The sequence below is a fragment of the Gemmatimonadales bacterium genome, from assembly GCA_036500345.1.
Taxonomy (GTDB): Bacteria; Gemmatimonadota; Gemmatimonadetes; order Gemmatimonadales; family GWC2-71-9; genus Palsa-1233.
In genome coordinates this window covers 66,843-86,254 of sequence record DASYCE010000011.1, presented here as the reverse complement: position 1 = coordinate 86,254, position 19,412 = coordinate 66,843, and the positions used below count along the sequence as shown (strand labels likewise).

Genomic DNA, 19,412 nt, shown 5'->3' with positions numbered 1-19,412 from the left:
GATCCGGCCGCTAGACTCTCCATCCATGCGGATCCTGCTTGTCGAGGACGATGCCCACCTCGCTGCGCTGATCGCCGGCGGCCTCGCCGATCAGCAGATCGAGGTGGTGCAGGCCGATTCGTTCTCGACTGGTCGCCTTCGCGCCACCGTCGGCACCTACGACGTCCTCGTCCTCGACGTCATGCTCCCCGGCGGAAGCGGTTTCGATCTCTGCCGCCAGCTGCGCAAGCGGGACATCTCGACGCCGATCCTGATGCTCACCGCCCGCGACGCCGTCGACGATCGTGTGACCGGCCTCACCGCCGGCGCCGACGACTATCTCACCAAGCCGTTCGCCTTTCCCGAATTCGTGGCACGGATCCGCGCCCTCGCCCGCCGCCGCCCGGAGCTGGTGCCGCGGGTCGTGACCGTCGCCGATCTGGTCCTCGACCTCGACGCCCGCACCGGCACCCGCGCGGGCGTGACCTTCCGCATCACCGCACGCGAATTCGCCCTGATCGAGTACCTCGCGCTCCACGTCGGCAAGGTGGTCACGCGTGCCGAGATCGCGGCGCACATCTGGGACGACAACCACGATCCCTTCTCCAACATGGTCGACGTCCTGATCTCGCGCGTGCGCCGGAAGGTCGACGCCGGCCACAGCGTCGCATTGATCCAGACGATCCGCGGCGCCGGTTATCGTCTTGGAACCTAGGACCGGCGCGCCGAGCCGCGGCGTGGCGTTCCTCCGGCGTCGGCTGACGATCTGGTACGTCGGAACACTCGCCGCCACCCTGCTCATCCTCGGCACCGGGCTCTTTCTCGCCATCAAGGTCGAGATGGATCACCGATTGCGCCGCACCCTGCGGCAGCGCGTCGCGGCCGTCGAGCGTGCCGCCCGCTCAGTCGATTCCACCGCCGATGCCGGCGCATCGCTCGTGGAGCGTGCGGCGACGCTTCGCTTCACCGATCGGAACGTCTTCCTTTTCACCGCCTCTGGTGACCCGATCACGCCCAGGACAGTGCCACCGTGGGTGCAGGTTCTCGCCGCGCGCGCCGACAGCACCGGTGCCTATCTCCACACCGCCGGGACCGACGAACGTGGACGAGTCGAACCGAATCTTCGCGTCTGGGAGCAGCGCTTCCGCCTCGACGATTCCACCGTCGCAGTCGCCGTCGCGACATCGGAGGCGGCCGAACTCCACGACGAGGATGTCGACCTGATCGTGGCGTTCGGCGGTGCCGCGCTCGTGGCACTGCTGCTGATCGCGATCGGCGGATCGTTCCTGGTGCGGGAATCGACTGCGCCGATCGAGCGATCGATCAGCCGGATGCGCGCGTTCATGTCGGACGCCGCTCACGAGCTGCGCACCCCGGTGACAGTGATCCGCACCGGTGCGGAAGTCGCCGTGCAACAGCCTCGCGACGCGGAACGCTATATCGCGGCCCTCGACGGCATTGCGTCGGAAAGCCGCCGTCTCGGCACCATTCTCGATGACCTGCTGGTGCTGGCGCGCGCCGATGCCGGCGAACGGCCGGTGCAGCGGCAGCCGCTCTTTCTCGACGACCTGACCGCCGATGCCGCCGATGCCGCGCGGCCCCTCGCCGAAGCGGCGGGGATCGCCTTCGAACTCGATCAGTTCGACGAGGTCGAGATCGTCGGTGACCCAGACCTGCTGCGACAACTCGTCCTCATCCTCCTCGACAACGCCTTCAAGTACACCGGGCGCGGCGGGACGGTGCGGCTTCGCGTGGGGCATATCGACGGACGGCCGTCGGTCATCGTGACGGACACCGGGATCGGGATCGCGGCGGAAGATCTGCCGCGGATCTTCGAACGATTCTTCCGGGTCGACCGCGGACGATCGCGCGACGCCGGCGGAGAACCATCGGTCGGCGGCGCAGGACTCGGCCTCGCGATCGCGCGATGGATCGCTGACGCGCACGGCGCCGAGATCGACGTCGCGTCGGCGGTAGGGGAGGGAACCGTCGTCAGAGTTCGCTTCGCCTCAGATCGAACCGCGCCCCGGGGAAGCTGAACTCCTTCTTCGCAATCTCCTTCAGTCGCTGCAGCCGATCGTTCCATCGGCCCATCCCGGCGGCGTTTCGTCGGATAATCCGAAGAGGCAGGTCAGCGTCGAATGCTGATCGAACAGGATCGCCGCCCACCCCTTCCGGCCCGAGCGGAGCATGCGAAAGGTCATCCCTTTTGGCAGCTGCGCCTTGAGGGTCGGCATCGAATCGATCGTCGAGACATACGACCCGTAATTGCTGTAGGCCATCTCGCCGGCAGTCATCGCGTTGCGAAGGGCAGTGATCATCGGCGCCACCTGCACGCCCTTCACCCGCACGAACGAGTCGGCGACAGTGCCGCACGCGCCGACCGGCGAGGCCGGCACCGTCGCGAGCCGGAAGACCTGGACCTCCTCGACATCATCGTCGGTGAGGGTGAGACCGGTGAAATAACCATGATCGATCCGGTACACCTCGAACCTCGGCGGAAGGCGGACGACACCGAGGATTCGTCCGTTCGTCGAGTACGCGGTCAACGCATTGTCTTTGTCGATGCGCACCCAGAAATGTCCATTGTCATCGGCGACGACGGTGCGCAGCGCCGGCGGATCGAGAAGCGGCAGTGTCGAGGCAAACTGGCGGAAGCAGTGATTCATCTGCGGTGGAATCGCCGGAGCGAGGGCGCGGCGGTAGACGATCATTCCGCGATCGCTTCCGCCCTGTTTCGCAGGCCACTCGTGCAGCAGTTTGCCGCCGGGTGAATAGAGGATGGTCCGAAGGCTCGCCTGATCGTAGATGAGGATCGAGTCACCACCGGCCGGGAGGAAATCGAGCCGTCCGCGGAATTCACCCGGGCCGTCGCCGCTGCGTCCGATGCGCTGGACCAGCTTTCCCGCAGCGCTGTAGACCCGCAACTCCAGCGGCTTGCCGTTGGCGACGATCACTCGCCCGTCGGCGAGGCGCCGGGCACCGCTGACGTTGGCGAGCTCGTCGTCGGTACTTCCTTCCACCACGCCGATCGATGTCACCGGTATTGCGCTGAGTGCCCAATGCGCGGGCGCCTGCGAACGCGCACTACGCGGTATCGCGACGGCGACGATCGCGGTGACCGCGAAGACCGGAAACCACAACGTGCGCTGGATCCGCATCAGAGCCTCGACTGTGGAAGGATGGCGCGCCAGCGCGGCCTGCAGCGAAGCTGCCTGCTCGAAAGATACGCCGCCAACGGTTCCGCTTGAGGCGTTACGCCGCGAATGCCGCCGCGTCGAGCGCCTCGGCGACACCCCGGTACACCGTCCCGGTGACCGGAAGTCGGCAGCGCCGTTGAAAGGTCATCAGCGCCGATCGCGTGCGCGGCTCCATGATCCCGTCGATCGGGCCGTGATGGAGGCCGAGATAGAAGAGCGCCACCTGCACGAAGCGGACATCGAGGTCAGGCGTCTGTGACTGAAAGCGTTGATGAGCCGCTGCCAGCTTCGCGGCGTATCCCTCGGACCCCCTGCCGGAGCCGTTGTATCGCTCGGCGAAATCGTCCCAATCGTGTTCCTGGAGCGAATAGGCGAGACCTTCCTCTTCCATGAACGCCGAGGCGGACCAGAGCTGTTCGTCTTCGTTCCAGACCAGCTGTTCGACCATCTGGTCGATGCTGGTGTAGCCGATGTACTGGTAGTTGAACCCCATCAACTGCGCGATGCCCCACGAACAGCTCTGCAGCGCGGCGCTGGCATCAAGCGTCGATGCGCTGTTGAGGCGCGCGTACTCCGCCGCACCGCCGATGTAGCCGCCCGGCGTGGGGTTGCTGAGCTCGGGATGGTCGGCGTCGAAACGGCCGTCGGTGAGGCGATGAAAGACCTGGCGCTCGAAGGTGATCACCGGCCGGCGGCTTGGCAGGAAGCCAAAGCCGCGAGTCTCGACGTGCAGCACGGCCCACAGTGTTGCCGCGTCGATATCCATGATGGCCAGCGCGTGTTCGAAGGCGTCGGTGCTGAGCGGATCGCCCTGCGCATTGAACGTCGTCATCGAGAGATCCTCCTCCTGAAGGGTGGAGCGTTCCCACGCGCCCGGCAACCGCACTGGATCCGTTTGCAAGAGTGTTGCCAGTACGGAAGCCGGAACGCGGGGAACCGGCCTGAGGGGGCGTCAGGCCTTGGGGTCCGACCGAGTCGAAAGCGCCGGGAGTGTCGCCAGCTGTGGTGCCGGTGCCGGTGCCGGCGCCGGATCGGGCGCTGGCGCAGGCGCCGCCGCCGGATGCCGCGGTGAATGGCCGACGACCGCGCTCGCCGAGCGCCACGTGGCGAGCTTCTCGGGAGCGTCGGCGAACTCCAGCCGGTAGAAGCCGTCCATCGCCTTCGCCACCGCGACGCACTGTGCGGCAATCTCTGCAAGCTCGATTCGGGCGCTGATGTGATCGTGGCGGGCGTCGTTCTGGCGCACCGTCTCGTCATCGAAAGAATCGATCGACGTCTGAAGGTCATCGAGCGCCGTGGCATTGAGCCCGGACGAGAGCAGGAGATCCTTCTGTGTCTGCGCCTTGGTGAGCGCCGCCTTCGCCGCGGTGAGGAATGCGCTGATCGATCCGTGGTCGGGCGGCATCACGAAATGCCCGGCGAACTCGGCGTTTGCCGCCGTGGTGCGCTCCGCCACGCGAACCAGGTAGCGCGTCTGGTCGCGAAGCGTCCGGCGGCGGAGCTCGTTGCGCCGGCGGGTTGCGGCGGCCTGCGCCGTCAATCCGTCCTGCTGTTGCCGGGCGACTTCGTCGGCACGGGTGATCAGCCCTTCGAGATCGGTGACCAGCGCGGTGAAGCCGGCGTCGGTCGAGGGTGGCTGCTGCTTGATGAAGTCGATCACCGTCGCAGCCATCGTCAGTTTCCTGCGAGTCTTGCCGTCCATCGTCCACCTCCTGCGCAGGGGAGCGCGAGTTGGGCCTTCTGGCCCGTGATCAGATGTACTGACAGAGGAAACTCGAGCGGGCTGTGTGAACTCACCGCGTCGATGGATCGGGGGAGAAGCAGGCGGCGTGCCACAGAAAAACCTTGATTTGACGGGCCTTTCAGTGGGGTGTCGCGACTGATTGTACGATTTCAGGACAAGTTGTCCGGATTTCGGACAATTTGGGGGTTTTTGGGGGTGCCGAGGGGCGAAAGTTGTACGAAAAAACGACAACATGCCGGTTGTGGCCGCCTGTCGATCGTTCTCGGAGGGACCGAAATCGGCCTTCTCAGGCAGGTTTTCGGGGATGGAACCGGTGGATTCGTTCCCGGACGCGGAGTAATTGTTCGTGGAAGCGGAGTATCTGTTCCCGCACGCGGAGTACCGGGTCCCGGTCAAAGGGTATCGGCCCCCCGACTCGGAGGAGTGGTCGTGCGGCGAGGAGTATCCGTCGGCGACGCGGAACCACTCGTCGTCAGCAGAAGAGTATTGGGCGTGGGTGCGGTTGGATTCGTCGTGATGTCGCGAATACTGGCTGGCGTGCGAAGCGTATTGGCCGGTCGGCGATCCGGTGTTGTTTTACGTCGTAGTGGTCTCGTCGTCTGCCGCGATGGTTTCGTTTGCCGGCGCGGGGTACTTGGAGTGCGGCACCCTCGATGCGGAGCCGGTCGATCGGTCTTCGCTGCCGGCATTTTCGGATCAGTCATCGGCACAACGGTCTCGGTCGTCGAATGCAGCCCGGGACAGCCCGGGCGAGTTGGTTTGATGATCTGGCGCAAGCGAGTCCGGCGGCGTCGACCGGTACCGTTGGGCGTGTCATTCACTTGCCCATTCACCCGCGCCGAGCAGATACTATGTCCATGGCGCCCATCAAGCGGTTCACGGCCGACGACGTGCGCGCATTGCCCGACGACGGCAAGCGCTACGAGACTGTCCACGGTGAGCTGCTGGTGAGTCCGACGCCAAGGGACCGCCATCAGGTCGTCGTCGGACGCCTCTATCTCGCGCTGGGAAATTACCTGGTAGATCATGGGATCGAGTGGCTGCTCATGTCCCCGTCCGACATCTCGTTCGATTTGCCCCGTGGGGGGAAGCGGGGGCACGGTAGCGAGTTCCGACGCCCCGGCGGCGAGCCAACGCCTTCGAACAAGACCCGCACATCGCTCGCACATCCCGTCCGAGTGAAGACGATATGATCCCGGCCCATTCCAGAAACGGACCGATCATGCGCCGCCTTTCATTGACCTGTGCCCCTATCGTTGCCCTGACGATTGCCGCCTCATCACTCCCGGCACAGTCCGGACACGTCACCACATTCATCGTCGTGGAGGGGAAGGACACCGTTTCGCTCGAGCAATTCTCGCGCGTCGCGAACCATGTCTCCGGTGTCTGGATCAACAACCTCGGCCAGGTCCAGGTGCACGACTTCTCGTTGACCCTCGGCGCCGACGGCCTCCCGATGCAGTACGACATGGCGGTCGGATTGTCGAACGGCAGCGGAACCCTCCCACTCGGCGAAGCCAAATACTCGCTCACATTCGGGACCGACTCGCTCACCTTGACCACCGGCCGCGCCCGGCCTCTGACGCGGCGCATGGCGATGCCGGGCGGCGCATTTCCCACCTTCGGCGCCTCGATGCTCGGCCAGGAGCTCGCCCTGGTCCGCATGCGCGCAGCCCGGATCGGAACGACAACCATCCCGTTCACCGGCCTGAGCGCCGGCCGCGCGAGCGCGATCGAACTCCTCCCCGCGCGATTCATCGGTTCGGATTCTGCGGTGGTGGGAACCACCCGAATCAAGGTCGACCGCGCCGGTCATGTCCTCAGCTGGCACTCCGCCGACAGCGTCGACGGACGCCGGGTCGATTCGATCGACGTCAAGCGCTTTGTCGCACACCTCCTCGTCGCCGATTCCCAGGCCGAAGCGGCGGCCCGTGCCGCGCAGGTGGTGGCGGTCGCGCCGGCGGTACTCGACAAGTTGGCCGGGAGCTATACGTTCAATGGGGCGAGCCTCGTCGTGACACGTGACGGCGATCATCTCACCCTGCGGGTCGGCACCCAGCAGCCGTTCGTGCTGCTCCCTGCGTCCACCACGAGGTTCTTCATGCGGCAGGTGCGATCGGGGTCGTCACTGGAGTTCGAGGTCGACGCGGGCGGCACGGCAACGGCGATCCTGCTGCCGGCGGGGATGGGAGCGCCGGCCGGGGCGACGCAACGGATACCGAAGGTGGGCAACCAGCGCTGATGCGAAAGGATGTCCTCCTCTACGGCGTTGCCGGTGCCATCGTCATCGCCATCCTCCAGGCGGTCGAGTTTCGCTGGATTGTCATCGAACATTCGGTCGAGATCTACGGCGGGCTCGTCGCGATCATCTTCGCTTCAGTTGGCGTCTGGCTCGGTCTCCGGATCACTGGGAAGAAGGAGCGGGTCGTGGTCCGCGAGGTCGAGGTGCTGGTCCCCGCGCCGGCGGAGTTCACTCGCGACGACGCCCGGATCACGGCGCTGGGGATCACCCCCCGAGAGCTCGAAACACTCGAACTGATCGCCTCCGGCCTCAGCAACCGGGAGATCGCCGAAAAGCTCTTTGTCTCGGAGAACACGGTGAAGACCCATTCGGGCCGGGTCTTCGAGAAGCTCGGCGCCCGGCGCCGCACCCAGGCGGTCCAGCAGGGGAAGGCGCTCCGCCTCATTCCGTGACGATTCCGTCACCCGATCGGATGAAAATCCCCGAAGATCGACCAAATCATCCTTTCTGGTCATAGCCAACCCGCCGTTCGTTTCGTATCCTCTCCGCTCCTGACCACTTCCGGAGCCCTCATGCGCAAGATCGTCCTGACCTTCGGCCTGATCGCGGCCGGCATCCTCTCGGCCACGCTGGCAGTCACCATGCTGGTTTGGAAGGACGTCGAGTTCGACCAGGGGCTGGCGGTCGGCTACACCACGATGGTGATCGCCTTCCTGATGATCTACTTCGGGATCCGCTCCTATCGCGACAACGTGGCCGGCGGGTCGGTGCGATTCGGGCGGGCGTTCAAGGTCGGGTTCCTGATCATGCTGATCGGTGTCGCCGGCTATGTTGGCACCTGGGAAGTGATCTACTACAGGTTCATGCCGAACTTCGCCGAGACGTACGCCGCGAAGGCGGTCGCCAAGGCGAAGAGCAGCGGAAAGAGCGACGCCGAAGTGGCGGCGATCTCACAGCAGATGGCGTCGTTCAGCACATCGTACCGCAATCCCGTGGTCAACGTTGCCTACACCACGATGGAGCCGCTTCCGGTGGGGCTGGTGCTGACGCTGGTGTCGGCGTTCGCGCTGAGCCGCAAGCGGCGCGAAGAGGTGTTGCAGCCGGACGGTGCCACGAGCAGCTGATCGGGATGGCGGGATCTTCTTTCGAATTCAACCCATGCGAGGAATCTGACGATGGCACGAGTCACCGGCATTGGCGGCGTGTTCTTCAAGGCGAACGATCCGAAGGCGCTGCAGGCGTGGTATCGCGACAACCTCGGCATCGACGTCCAGCCGTGGGGCGGGGCAGCGTTCGACTGGGTCGACGACGCGGGGAAGCCGGTCGCGGGGACGACCGCCTGGAACATCGCCTCCCAGCAGAGCGATCAGTTTGCGCCGAGCTCGGCACCGTTCATGATCAACTACCGGGTCGACGACCTGCACGGGCTGGTGAAGGCGCTGCGCGAGAAGGGATACAACGTCCTCGACAAGGTCGAGGATTCGGAATACGGCAAGTTCGGATGGGTCATCGACCCGGAAGGGAACAAGGTCGAGCTCTGGGAACCGGCGGCTTCATGACGCGGGCGATTCGCGGGTGATGATCCAGGAGACCCCTCGATGACGCGGATGATTCGCGGATGATGGCGCCAGAGGTGTACCAGCGAGCCCGGGCGCAGGCGCAGATGCATCTGCAACTCTGCCGCACCGGTTCGCGCGATGACGCCCGCGCCGGGCGGATCGAAGGGCGCGTGGTGCGAATCTTCCGCGATCGCGAACATCAGCTGCACTGGGGTCAGCGGCTGTCGCTCAGCGTGCCGATCATCGAGCGCAATTCGCGAGAGCCGATCGCGCCGAGCGGCACGATCTATCTCGACGGCGACTATCTCGGTGCCGCGCGGTGGTTCGAAGCGTTCGTCGAATTCTGGGATGGCCGATTCCAGCTGGTGCATTCGCAGATCTGTCCAATCCGGCGTCCGACCCGCGCGCCGGTCTGCGGACCGGATCAGGAGGGTTTTCTCTGCGAGGGGAATCTCTGACATCGTCTTCGCGCGGCATCCGTTCGAACCCCGATCACCTTGACGCGGTTTCCCGTCTCCTGCTATCGTATGTCATGATGACTGCCGTGCGCTATTTCGCATTTAGCTATCGCCTCTATCCCGTCATGGGAGGGGGAGCTCGGCGCTAGCACGGACACTCACAGCAGTCCGCACCAGCCGACGGCCCTCTCACTGACGAGAGGGCCGTTTTGTTTTGTCCTGGACATGGGGAAGGGGTAGCAGGTGCCGAAGGTCGCATATCAGGGAAGTGTCGGTGCGTTCAGTCAACTCGCCGCGGAGTCGAGGATTGCCGGCGCCAGGGCGACAGGATTCGCCGATTTCGACGGAGTCGTTCGCGCGGTGCGAAGCGGGAAAGCCGACCTGGGACTGGTGCCCGTCTGGAACTCCACCATCGGCGAGATCGAGACGAGCCGGGCAGCGCTCCATTCGGCAACCGATCTCGAGGAGGTCGACCGATTCGAATTCCCGATCTGCCTCTGCCTGCTGGCGCTCCCGGGGACCGCCGTCCGCACAATCCGGAGTGTCGAGAGCCATCCGGAAGCGCTCAAGCAATGCGTCGGCTTTCTCGCGACGCATCGGCTCACGCCGAAAGTGGCCGACGACACCGCCGAATCGGCGCGCCGGATCAGTCTCGATCGAAACTACACGCGAGCGGCGGTGGCGAGCGAACGCGCCGCGGAGCATCACGGTCTCGAGGTCCTCTATCGCGATATCGCCGATGCGCGAGACAATCGGACCGCGTTCGTGGTCATCGCACCGGGCGCCGCGAGATGATCGATCGATGGTTACGCCGATGGCTGCGGGTGCCGTCGGTCCGGGCGATCCGCGGTGCGATCACGGTCGAGGAGAATTGCGAGACGGCGATTGCCGCGGCCGTCGCCGAATTGATTCACGAACTTCAGGCGGCGAACGGGATCGGACCGGAGCAGATGATCAGTGCCGTGTTCACCATGACGCCCGATCTCAACGCCGCGTTTCCGGCGACGACGGCACGATTCGCGGGGTGGGAAGGAGTGCCGCTCCTCTGTGCCACGGAGATCGCGGTGCCAGGGGCGCTGCCGCGATGCCTCAGGATCCTGGTGCATGCGGAGCGATGCTGGAGCGGGCCGGTGCGGCCGGTGTATCTGCGCGGTGCCGCGGCGCTGCGGCCGGATCTGGTGGGGCGAGAGTGACCCGCTTCTCGAACTTCCCGCTTCATTCTTCGCGGATCAGACACCGCGATGAAATGGGAGGAAGTTGTACGCGTAGATGACCAGTGCCGCCGAGGCTGTCGGGCCGGAGTGACTCCCTCCTACCAGATCCCCGGGACGAGGCGCGCGGGCACTCTCGTAATGTATTGCGGGTACTCCGGAAGTGTCTGTCGCAGCGTTGTCTCTTCGATACCGATGCGGATCCGGAGCATCAGGACCATCACGCCGACGGCGAGCAGTGCCGCATAGCTCCCCAGCCAGAGCGCCAACCCCGCATGAAAGATCAAGATGCCGAGGTACATCGGGTGCCGCACGTACGCATACAATCCTGAGGTGATCACCACCTGCGCCCGCGCCGATTGATCCTCGACGATCGGGATCGCAAAGGCGTTCTGATGGATCGCCGTGACGGCCACGATGAATCCGGCAAACGAGACCACGGCGCCGGCCAGGGAGACACCCCATGACGGGGGCGGCAGCAACTTCAGGTCGAAGACGTCAACGGCGACGAATGCAAACCAGCCGAGCGTCGCGAGCACGAGCAGGAGAGTGGCGACGCGGTCCGCCATCGGCTGCGCTTCCGTTGCCGGCGGGGTGAGTCGCGCCGCGAGGCTGTTCGGCGCCGCGATCGCCATGACGACGACCGACGCTTCGAGTGCGATCGCATAGAGCAGGAAGAAGAGGAGCGCGCGCGGCCAGTACCAGGTGCCGCCGTGAACGATTCCCGCGGGGATCAGGAGTGCTGCGGCATAGATGGCGACCTGAACCGCACCGCCGATCAACCCCTTGATGATCAATCGGGACATTGGGCTATCGGTTGCCGAAGATCACGGCTGCGCGCCTCGCGCCGTTGCAGCGCGAGGCGCAGCCGTGTCGACTACATGCAGAACTGTCCGCGAGTCCGCGGCCCGCCCGGCGAGAACGGCGCCGGCTTGCGCGGCAACGGCTCGTCGCGCTGTGCCGCCTGCCACGCGAACGCCGCCAGCACCGCCGAGTTGAACATCATGTCGTCGGGCTGCAGGCGCTCGTACACATCCTGGTTGGTGTGATGGGTCCGGCTGCCGTAGTCGAGCCCATCCTGGATGAACTGGAAGCCGGGAAGTCCGAGATTGTCGAAGGCGATGTGGTCGGTCGATCCGGTATTGCTGATCGTCGTGGTAGTCATCCCGATCGTCTTGAACGGCCCCATCCAGGCCTCGAAGATCGGCCCGACGGCGGTGTTCCCCTGATCGTAGACGCCGCGGATCTTGCCGCTGCCGTTGTCGAGATTGAAATACGCCGCAAGCTTCGACCACTCAGGCGTCGGATGGAACGACGTCGAGTCGATGTAGCCGAAATGCTTCCTGGTGTAGGCGCACGAGCCGTAGAGCCCTTCTTCTTCACCGGTCCAGAGCGCGATGCGGATCGTCCGCCGCGGCTGGAGGTTGAGCGCCCTGAGGACCCGGATCGCCTCGAGCATCACGCCGGAGCCTGCGCCGTTGTCGGTGGCTCCGGTCCCCGAATGCCATGAATCGAAGTGGCCGCCGATCATCACGACCTGATCCTTGAGCTGCGGATCGGTGCCGGGGATGTCGCCGACGATGTTGAACGAGGTGGAATCGGCGGGATAGAAGTGGTTGATCATTTCGAGTTCGAGGACGACCGGCACATGGCGTTCGAGCATCCGCGCAACGCGGCCGTACCCCTCGGTAGCGACGTGCACGAACGGCACTTCCGGCGCACCCTTCGCGCGCGACGCGCCATTGTCGGTCGCGATATCACCGCCGGTCCCGCGGCTGTTCATCAGGATGGCGGCGACCCCCTGCTTCTCCAGCCAGCGCTGCGTCGTGGTGTCGCCGTTGACGTTGAATCCGCGGCCGCCACCGCGACCACCGCGACCCGCAGGAGCCTGCGCTGCCGCCTGCTCGCAAACAGGCGAGAGCGGAGGCTGCGCCGCACCGTTCGCGCCGCCTCGTCCCGCTCCGCCACGGCCTGGCGCCGGAGCGCTGGGATCAACCGCGGCCATCGCCGCCAGCGATGAATCGGAGCGGCGAGTCGCATATGGCGTGAACTCCGTCACCGGCCCTTCCGTCGGTGCGGTAAACATCACGAAGGCGTTCTTCAGCTTGCCGTCGTACTTCTGCTGCAGCTCGGCGAGGCAGCCGACATCGATGCGGATCGCGGGGCCGCTGATGCGCCCCCTGGTGCTGGCCGACCACGCCCGCGGTGCTCCGGCGATGATGAACGGGTTGGGAGAGATCGCCTGCAGGGAGAAGCGCTCGTTCTGCCAGCCGATCCCGTTCGGCGTGTCCCATGGCTCCAGGTGCGCGTCGGCGACGCCCCACTTCTTGAGCTGTTCGACGGTCCAGTCGCCGGCCTGATGGGCGCGCGGCGACCAGGTGAGGCGTGGGCCGTAGACATCGGTGAGGTAACTCATGAGGTCCATGACCTGCGAGTGCTGCATCGCCTCCGTCTTGATCCGTTCGATGGTGGGAACGTCGACCTTTTCCTGGGCGGCGAGCGGCGAGGCGAGCGGTACCATCAGGACGGCGGTGGAGATCGCGACCAGCGACGACCGTGCGGCGCGGACGAGAATGCGCATCGGCAAGAACTCCGGGGTGTGGTTCGGGGTGCGGGTGTACGGAGAATCATAGCGCGGATCGCGCTGGGGCGCGCCCTTCCCTCACCAACCGTTTGGCGGTACACTGTGTCTTGTATACATAGCTAGACAGGTATGACGGACACCCCGAGGAATCGATGAGCCTCTTCTCCAGACTCGCCAATGCCGTCCGCGGCGACCGGCTGTCACGGTCGCTCGATGTCGAACTCGACACCCATCTCGCCGAACTCACCGATGAACTCGTCGCGCGCGGAATGCCCCGCGAGGATGCCATCGCCGAGGCGCGACGGCGGTTCGGCAACCGGGGGAAGCAGAAGGAAGCGGCGCACGACGCCGACACGGCGGTCTGGCTGGAGTCGGTCTTTGCCGATATCCGGTACGCCCTGCGCACGCTCCGCAGCGCACCGGCGTTCACGCTGGTCGCCGTCTGCTCGCTCGCCCTCGGCATCGGCGCAAACACCGCGATCTTCTCGCTGATCGATGCCGTGGCACTTCGGTCGTTGCCGGTGACGCGTCCGTGGGAGCTCTCCCTGATCGATCAGGGGAAGGGACTCAAACCCGACTACACCTTCACCAACCCGCTCTGGGAGCAGATCCGCGCGCGCGACTCGCTGTTCGGTGCGGTCTTCGCGTACTCGTCTGCATCGTTCAACCTCTCCACGCAGGGAATCGAGCAACCGACCGCCGCAAGCACCGTGTCGGGTGACTTCTTCCGCGGCCTCGGCGTGCAGCCCGTTGCGGGACGATTGATCTCCGCGGCCGACGATCTTCCCGGGTGTCCGCTCGTCACGGTCCTCGGCGACGCCTTTGCCCGGGCGCGGTTTGGCAGCGCGGCGGCGGCAGTCGGCAAGGCGATTCCGATCGAAGGTCATCCGGCGGTGGTGATCGGTGTCGCCGATCCGCGATTCACCGGCCTCGAGGTCGGCCAGCGCACCGATCTGTATGCGCCGCTCTGCGCCGAGCCGATCCTCACCGGTGATCCGAAGGTGCTGACCCGGCGATCGCGCTGGTATCTCAAGGTCATGGTACGCACGCGGGCAGGTGAGTCGCTCGCGCGGACTGACGCGACGCTCCATGCGATCGCCCCCGCCGTCTTTCAGGCGACGGTCCCCGGCGATTGGGACAAGGGCGGCCAGCAGGACTATCTGAAAGGGACGCTCTCGGCGCGCTCCGCTGCGGGCGGTGCTTCGGGGCTGCGCGACAATTTCGAAACGGCGCTGGAGATCCTGATGGCGGTGGTCGGCGCCGTCCTGCTGATCGCATGCGCCAACATCGGCGCGCTACTGTCGGCGCGGGCCGCGAGTCGTCAGCGCGAGGTGGCGATCCGCCTCGCCATTGGTGCAAGCCATCGGCGGCTGATCCGCCAGCTCCTCACCGAGAGCCTGACGCTGGCGGCGGCCGGTGCTGTGCTCGGCGTGGTCTTCTCTCACTGGGCGACGCGCCTGCTGGTGACGATGCTGTCGACCAGCGATCGCCCGGTCGTGATCGACCTTTCCACCAATCAGCGCGTGCTGGCGTTCGCGGTGGTGATCACCGTCGTTGCGGGGGTGGGATTCGGACTGCTTCCCGCGTGGCGCGCGTCCCAGACCGATCCGCAATCGGCGATGAAGAGCGGCGGAGCGGTGCGGAGCGACCGGCGGCGGCGACTGGGACATGTGCTCGTCGGCGGGCAGGTCGCGATTTCACTGCTGCTGGTGGCGTGCGCCGGCCTTCTCGTCGGCTCCTTCCAGCGGCTGATGACCGCCGATGTCGGCTTTACTCGCGACGGAATCGTCCTGGCGTCGCTCGACTTCGGGAACACCGGCTGGAAGGGAGAGCGGCTGGTCACCGAACCAGTCGCCATTCTCGATCGGATCCGCATGCTGCCGGGGATGTCGAATGCCGCGATGTCGTGGACGACGCCAGTCGGACACGCGGGGTGGAATGACCTGGTTCACATTCCGGGGTACAGCCCACAGCACATCGATGATTCGCTCGCGTGGTTCAATCAGGTGAGCCCCGGTTACTTCGCGACGATGGGGACACGGCTCCTGACCGGGCGCGACGTCAACGACGCCGACATCGCCAGCCATCACAACGTCGTGGTGATCAACACGACGATGGCAAAGAAGATGTTCGGGACGCTCTCCCCGCTCGGGCGCACCTACAGGACGCCGGACGGTGACTCTCTGTCGGTGCCGTGGGAAGTGATCGGCGTGATCGAGGATACCAAGTATGCGAAGGTCACCGAGGAGCCGAGAGCGCAGGGCTACTACCCGATGGGCGTCGGCAACAACAACACCAGCAGTTATACCTACGAGATCCGGACGTCGCGGCCGATGACAGAAGTCACCCGGGAGGTGAGTCGCGTTGCCGCCGAAGCGAATCCGCAGATCGCGCTGCAGCTCAATTGGCTGTCGCAGCAGATCAATGACTCGCTCGCGCGGCCGCGCCTCCTGGCGTTGCTCTCCGGATTCTTCGGCCTGCTGGCGCTGCTGCTGGCGATGATGGGACTGTACGGCACGATGTCGTACAACGTGGCGCAGCGCCGAGGTGAGATCGGCATCCGGATCGCGCTCGGTGCGGGGGGACAACGGGTCCTGGGGATGGTGGTGGGCGAAGCGTCGTGGATCATTCTTGGTGGCGTGGCGGGCGGATTGGCGCTGGTCTTTGCCGGGACGCGCCTCCTCGGATCATTTCTCTACGGTGTGACTGCGACAGATCCGATCACGCTCGGTGGGTCAGTCCTCCTGCTGGCGTTCACCGGTCTGCTGGCGTCGGTGGTTCCGGCGTGGAGGGCGGCGCGGGTCGATCCGGTCGATGCATTGCGGGAGCAGTAAAGCGGACGCGCCAGGCCGCCAATCGATGGCGGCCTGACACGTCGTGGATCAGACTACTTCCCCTTCGCGCCTCTCCCCCCGGCCGAGGGCGCCGCGATACAGGTCGGCATCGGGAGTTCTGACGTCGCCGCTGCCGCGATCGGCTGCATGTTGTTGCGCGTCAGCACTGCGTTGAAGGCAACGAGATCCTTCTCGTTGATCGACTTCCACGTGGTAATCGTGCTACGCATGTCGGTGCAGACGTTGACCCAGCCGTGCAGCATCGGCGCCGTGGGCGGGTTGTCACCCGAATCGTTGGTGCGCAACTGACCGTTCATCGAGAAGAGGACGTTCTCGCCGCCCTCCTTGCCGTTGATCGCCGCGAAGTTCGGAGCGGCGCCCTTCGGGAACGCGTTGCCGCGGGTGTTGTCCACGATCCCTGCCGCGCCACCGAGTTGTGCCAGTGTCGCGTCGAACTTCGCCGCCGCGGTCGCGACTTCGCCCGACGGATTGCCGTGCACCAGATTCGCGACGGCCTTTCGCATCGTGGCGACCTGCAGGTACGCGTCCCACGATTCCCGGGCGCCGTTGTACAGCTTCATCTGCAATGCGTGCTGCGCCTGGAGATCGGCGAGCGTTGCCGGTGAGCGGGGATCGTTCTTGACGGTGACGGTCTGGGTGTAGCTCTTCCCGTCGACCGTGAGCTTGACGGTGTATACGCCGGGCAGCGCGAGCGGCCCTTCGGGGTGGTACACCGTCTCACCGGGTGCTGCGTTCAGCGTGTAGTACGGATCCATGCTGTGACTGAACGCCGGCGGATCGTCGTAGCGGATATCCCAGTTCATCCGGTTCGTGCCGACGTCGGTGGGGAGCGGTTCAGGGACCTTGAGCCAGTAGGGCGGAACCTGCGGCGGCAGATTGGTATCCGACGCCATCGGTGCGCTCGAATAGTGGCGTACGACGTTCCCCGCGGCATCGAGAATCTGCACAGTGACGTCGCCGGATGGATGATGGCCGAGGTAGTAGTAGATGATCGCACCCGGCGGTGGATTCAGTGCGTGCGGCACTTCCGGCGGGAACGGCGTGTCCTCGTTCATCTCGCGCCGCACCCGGATCGCGTCGCCGGGCTTGAAGAGATGCGCCGTTTCCGACGCGATCGCCGGCGTGATCTGCCGGAGCGGGGAGATATCGTCGAGGATCCAGATGCTGCGGCCGTAGGTCGCGACAATCAGATCGTTGTCCTTGATGACGATGTCCCGGTACGACGTGTTCGGGAGATTCAGCATCAACGATTCCCAGTTGTCGCCGTCGTCGAACGAGACGTACATCGAGCTCTCGGTCCCGGCGTACAGCAGTCCGGCCTTCTTCGGGTCGGCGCGAATCACGTGGGCGAAGCTGCCGCTGATCTGATCGGTCCGCATTCCGTTGACGATCTTCGTCCATGTCTTGCCGAAGTCGTGCGTGCGATAGAACGACGGGCCCGATTCGCCGGCTGCACGAAGTGCCACGTACATCGTCGCGGCGTCGAGGTGTGACGCATCGAGCGACGAGATCGAACCGCGTACATCGGGAATCGAGACGTCCTGCCACGTCGCGCCGTGATCGCGCGTCACCCAGACGAGGCCGTTGCTGGTGCCGGCCCAGAGCACGCCGGGTGCTACCGGCGACGATGACATCGCATTGAGGGTTCCGCCGAGCGCGGCACGTCCCGCTGCAGCACCGCCAGCGCCCGCCGCTCCGCCGCGGCCCGCTGGCGCTTCGCCTTTCGCGACGCCAAGATCGGGAGAGATCTTGCGCCAATGCGCCCCGCCGTCGACCGTCGACATCACGTACTGGAAGCCGGCGAAGAGCTCGTGCGGATTGGTCGCATTCCAGACCAGCGGATTCTCGTTGTTCCAGCGCAGGTCGAGCGTGGTGTCGACATTGGGTGAGACGTTGATCCACTGCCCGCTCGGGTAAGTGATCTTCATGATCCCGGCGGTCAGGTTGGTGGCGTAGATGATCTTCGGATTGAGCGGATCGGGGACGATCGGTCCGCGCTCGTTGCCGGGATTCGGAAGCCAGTCGAGCGGGGTGATCTCGCCCATTTCGCCGCGAGGGCGCACGGCGACGGCACAGGCGTCCTGCTGCGTGCCATAGATCCAGTACGGCCACGAATTGTCGGTGCTGATGTGGTAGATCTGCGCCGTCGGCTGGTTGTACCAGAGGCTCCAGTTGTCACCGCCGTCCTGCGACACGGTGCCGCCCTGGTCGAGCCCCATGAACATCCGCCTGCCGTCGGTGGGATCGATCCAGAGCACCTGCGGATCGTCGCCGCCCGGCGCGCCTTTCCACCCGGTGAAGGTGTTGCCGCCGTCCTTCGAGATGAACGCCGCCGTCGCGATGGTGTAGACGATGTCGGGATTGCTGCTGTTGACCCAGACACCCGACGTGTAGTTCCCCTGGCCATTGACGATGCGCGCGTCATTCGCCTCGGTGCGCGCCGCGCCGCCGGAACGCACATCACCCTCGGCCATCCGGCGCCACGAATTGCCGCCGTCGTCGGAGCGATAGAGCCCGAAGGTGCCGATCAGGAACATCCGCTGCGCGTTGGTGTGCATCGCCACCGCGACGCTCACGCGGCCGGTCAGCGTTGGCAATCCGTTGCCGGAGATCTCCTTCCAGGTGACCCCTTCGTCGGTCGACTTGTAGAGGTTGGTCCCCGTGCCGGCTGGAGCGCCGGCAGCGCCGGCAGCAGCACCGCGACCGCCGCGTCCGCGCCCGCCTCCCGCCGTTGCAGCGCCGCCAGCTGCGGCCGCCGCGCCACCACCGGCGCCGAAGCCGCCACGTCCGCCGCCGCGACGGATCGTGGTCGCGAGAATCACTTCGGGATGGTCATACGCCGACGCGAGGTCCTGGCCGCCGGTCGTCGAGTCGACGAAGAGGGTGCGGGTCCAGGTCTTCCCACCGTCGGTGGTGCGGAAGATGCCGCGATTGCCGTCGGGCGTGCGGGCGCTTCCGAGTGCCGCCATGAGCACCACGTCAGGATTCTTCGGGTCAACGATCATCAATGGAATCGCGCGCGTCTGGTCCATGCCGAGGTGCTGCCAGCTCTTGCCTGCGTCGATGGACTTGTAGACGCCATTCCCCTCGTTTGCCCCGCCGGTGCCGACGTAGACGATGTCGGGATTCGACGGTGCCACCTCGACCGAGCCGATCGACGATACGTCCTTGATCGAGTCGAAGACCGGGAACCAGGTGACTCCGGCGCTCGTCGTTTTCCAGACGCCGCCAATCGGCAGTCCCATGTAGTAGACCCCCGGTGCTCCCACCGCGCCTGTCACGGCGCTGACGCGACCGGCGCGGAACGGCCCGATGTTGCGCCATTTGAGGCCGGCGAAGAGCGACGGCTCGACCGGCGCTCGCATCGATGACACGGCGGCGGCGCCGAGGAGCGGCACGGCGAGGATGGTGAGGAGTGCCCGGCGTGACAGCCGGCGGGGACGGGGGGAGACGACGGACGACCTCAACATCGTGGGGCCTCACAGAGTCGTTCGGGGATTTCGTGTTGGGGGATACCGTACTATCGCCGGAGAGGAATGACGCCGCAAGCCGGAGAGTAGATTCGCGGTCCACCATTGCA

The 19,412-nt window shown here is 65.6% G+C and carries 17 protein-coding genes; 11 read left to right on the top strand and 6 right to left on the bottom strand.

Annotated features, from left to right (window positions below; translation table 11 throughout):
• Positions 1–25 precede the first annotated feature (25 nt).
• Together VGM20_05920 and VGM20_05915 are read left to right on the top strand one after the other, a co-directional pair.
• Entirely contained in the window at positions 26–694 is a 669-nt protein-coding gene (locus VGM20_05920; protein HEY4100394.1) for a response regulator transcription factor, read from the top strand.
• A 22-nt stretch (positions 695–716) separates the two neighbouring features.
• Positions 717–2,018 (top strand): ATP-binding protein, encoded by a 1,302-nt coding sequence (locus VGM20_05915; protein ID HEY4100393.1) that lies wholly within the window; start codon positions 717–719, stop codon positions 2,016–2,018.
• A 21-nt stretch (positions 2,019–2,039) separates the two neighbouring features.
• Here VGM20_05915 and VGM20_05910 read toward each other — a convergent pair whose 3' ends face one another.
• From VGM20_05910 to VGM20_05900, 3 genes are all read right to left on the bottom strand, one after another.
• Complete coding sequence (locus VGM20_05910) at positions 2,040–3,140, bottom strand: hypothetical protein (protein HEY4100392.1); 1,101 nt, start codon at positions 3,138–3,140, stop codon at positions 2,040–2,042.
• Between the two features lie 94 nt (positions 3,141–3,234).
• Positions 3,235–4,011 carry an N-acetylmuramidase domain-containing protein gene (locus VGM20_05905; GenBank protein ID HEY4100391.1) on the bottom strand — a complete coding sequence of 259 codons (777 nt, stop codon included), beginning with the start codon at positions 4,009–4,011 and terminating at the stop codon, positions 3,235–3,237.
• Between the two features lie 120 nt (positions 4,012–4,131).
• Entirely contained in the window at positions 4,132–4,881 is a 750-nt protein-coding gene (locus tag VGM20_05900; protein HEY4100390.1) for a hypothetical protein, read from the bottom strand.
• An 899-nt stretch (positions 4,882–5,780) separates the two neighbouring features.
• On the opposite strand from VGM20_05900, the gene VGM20_05895 reads away from it, so the two are divergent.
• The 8 genes from VGM20_05895 to aroH all read left to right on the top strand — a co-directional run bounded on the left by VGM20_05895 (position 5,781) and on the right by aroH (position 10,375).
• The gene (locus VGM20_05895; protein HEY4100389.1) at positions 5,781–6,116 is read left to right on the top strand and encodes a Uma2 family endonuclease; all 336 of its coding nucleotides are present in this window, start codon (positions 5,781–5,783) and stop codon (positions 6,114–6,116) included.
• A gap of 29 nt (positions 6,117–6,145) precedes the next feature.
• The gene (locus VGM20_05890; GenBank protein ID HEY4100388.1) at positions 6,146–7,165 is read left to right on the top strand and encodes a hypothetical protein; all 1,020 of its coding nucleotides are present in this window, start codon (positions 6,146–6,148) and stop codon (positions 7,163–7,165) included.
• Entirely contained in the window at positions 7,165–7,617 is a 453-nt protein-coding gene (locus tag VGM20_05885) for a LuxR C-terminal-related transcriptional regulator (GenBank protein HEY4100387.1), read from the top strand. Before VGM20_05890 ends, VGM20_05885 begins: the two co-directional genes overlap by 1 nt.
• Positions 7,618–7,737: 120 nt before the next feature.
• Positions 7,738–8,289 (top strand): DUF4199 domain-containing protein, encoded by a 552-nt coding sequence (locus VGM20_05880; GenBank protein HEY4100386.1) that lies wholly within the window; start codon positions 7,738–7,740, stop codon positions 8,287–8,289.
• Between the two features lie 51 nt (positions 8,290–8,340).
• Positions 8,341–8,724, top strand: a complete 384-nt coding sequence (locus tag VGM20_05875; GenBank protein ID HEY4100385.1) for a VOC family protein — start codon at positions 8,341–8,343, stop codon at positions 8,722–8,724.
• A 59-nt stretch (positions 8,725–8,783) separates the two neighbouring features.
• On the top strand, positions 8,784–9,182 hold the full coding sequence (locus VGM20_05870) for a hypothetical protein (GenBank protein ID HEY4100384.1): 399 nt from the start codon (positions 8,784–8,786) through the stop codon (positions 9,180–9,182).
• Positions 9,183–9,425: 243 nt separating this feature from the next.
• The gene (locus VGM20_05865; protein ID HEY4100383.1) at positions 9,426–9,977 is read left to right on the top strand and encodes a prephenate dehydratase domain-containing protein; all 552 of its coding nucleotides are present in this window, start codon (positions 9,426–9,428) and stop codon (positions 9,975–9,977) included.
• Positions 9,974–10,375, top strand: a complete 402-nt coding sequence (gene aroH, locus VGM20_05860) for a chorismate mutase (GenBank protein ID HEY4100382.1) — start codon at positions 9,974–9,976, stop codon at positions 10,373–10,375. Before VGM20_05865 ends, aroH begins: the two co-directional genes overlap by 4 nt.
• 119 nt (positions 10,376–10,494) lie before the next feature.
• Here the strand turns inward: aroH and VGM20_05855 are convergent, their stop codons facing one another.
• Positions 10,495–11,199 (bottom strand): isoprenylcysteine carboxylmethyltransferase family protein, encoded by a 705-nt coding sequence (locus tag VGM20_05855; GenBank protein ID HEY4100381.1) that lies wholly within the window; start codon positions 11,197–11,199, stop codon positions 10,495–10,497.
• Positions 11,200–11,270: 71 nt separating this feature from the next.
• Positions 11,271–12,974 carry a M28 family peptidase gene (locus VGM20_05850; protein HEY4100380.1) on the bottom strand — a complete coding sequence of 568 codons (1,704 nt, stop codon included), beginning with the start codon at positions 12,972–12,974 and terminating at the stop codon, positions 11,271–11,273.
• Positions 12,975–13,129: 155 nt separating this feature from the next.
• On the opposite strand from VGM20_05850, the gene VGM20_05845 reads away from it, so the two are divergent.
• Entirely contained in the window at positions 13,130–15,811 is a 2,682-nt protein-coding gene (locus VGM20_05845; protein HEY4100379.1) for an ABC transporter permease, read from the top strand.
• Between the two features lie 53 nt (positions 15,812–15,864).
• On the opposite strand, the gene VGM20_05840 is transcribed toward VGM20_05845, so the two are convergent.
• Positions 15,865–19,302, bottom strand: coding sequence for a hypothetical protein (locus tag VGM20_05840; protein ID HEY4100378.1), 3,438 nt, complete (start codon positions 19,300–19,302; stop codon positions 15,865–15,867).
• Between the last annotated feature and the right edge of the window lie 110 nt (positions 19,303–19,412).

Bases quoted from the DNA above. Each gene is read 5' to 3' on its own strand.
- VGM20_05920 (HEY4100394.1), top strand. From the start codon at position 26: ATGCGGATCCTGCTTGTCGAGGACGATGCCCACCTCGCTGCGCTGATC.
- VGM20_05910 (HEY4100392.1), bottom strand. From the start codon at position 3,140: ATGCGGATCCAGCGCACGTTGTGGTTTCCGGTCTTCGCGGTCACCGCG.
- VGM20_05905 (HEY4100391.1), bottom strand. From the start codon at position 4,011: ATGACGACGTTCAATGCGCAGGGCGATCCGCTCAGCACCGACGCCTTC.
- VGM20_05900 (HEY4100390.1), bottom strand. From the start codon at position 4,881: ATGGACGGCAAGACTCGCAGGAAACTGACGATGGCTGCGACGGTGATC.
- VGM20_05895 (HEY4100389.1), top strand. From the start codon at position 5,781: ATGGCGCCCATCAAGCGGTTCACGGCCGACGACGTGCGCGCATTGCCC.
- VGM20_05890 (HEY4100388.1), top strand. From the start codon at position 6,146: ATGCGCCGCCTTTCATTGACCTGTGCCCCTATCGTTGCCCTGACGATT.
- VGM20_05885 (HEY4100387.1), top strand. From the start codon at position 7,165: ATGCGAAAGGATGTCCTCCTCTACGGCGTTGCCGGTGCCATCGTCATC.
- VGM20_05880 (HEY4100386.1), top strand. From the start codon at position 7,738: ATGCGCAAGATCGTCCTGACCTTCGGCCTGATCGCGGCCGGCATCCTC.
- VGM20_05875 (HEY4100385.1), top strand. From the start codon at position 8,341: ATGGCACGAGTCACCGGCATTGGCGGCGTGTTCTTCAAGGCGAACGAT.
- VGM20_05870 (HEY4100384.1), top strand. From the start codon at position 8,784: ATGATGGCGCCAGAGGTGTACCAGCGAGCCCGGGCGCAGGCGCAGATG.
- aroH (HEY4100382.1), top strand. From the start codon at position 9,974: ATGATCGATCGATGGTTACGCCGATGGCTGCGGGTGCCGTCGGTCCGG.
- VGM20_05855 (HEY4100381.1), bottom strand. From the start codon at position 11,199: ATGTCCCGATTGATCATCAAGGGGTTGATCGGCGGTGCGGTTCAGGTC.
- VGM20_05850 (HEY4100380.1), bottom strand. From the start codon at position 12,974: ATGCGCATTCTCGTCCGCGCCGCACGGTCGTCGCTGGTCGCGATCTCC.
- VGM20_05845 (HEY4100379.1), top strand. From the start codon at position 13,130: ATGAGCCTCTTCTCCAGACTCGCCAATGCCGTCCGCGGCGACCGGCTG.
- VGM20_05840 (HEY4100378.1), bottom strand. From the start codon at position 19,302: ATGTTGAGGTCGTCCGTCGTCTCCCCCCGTCCCCGCCGGCTGTCACGC.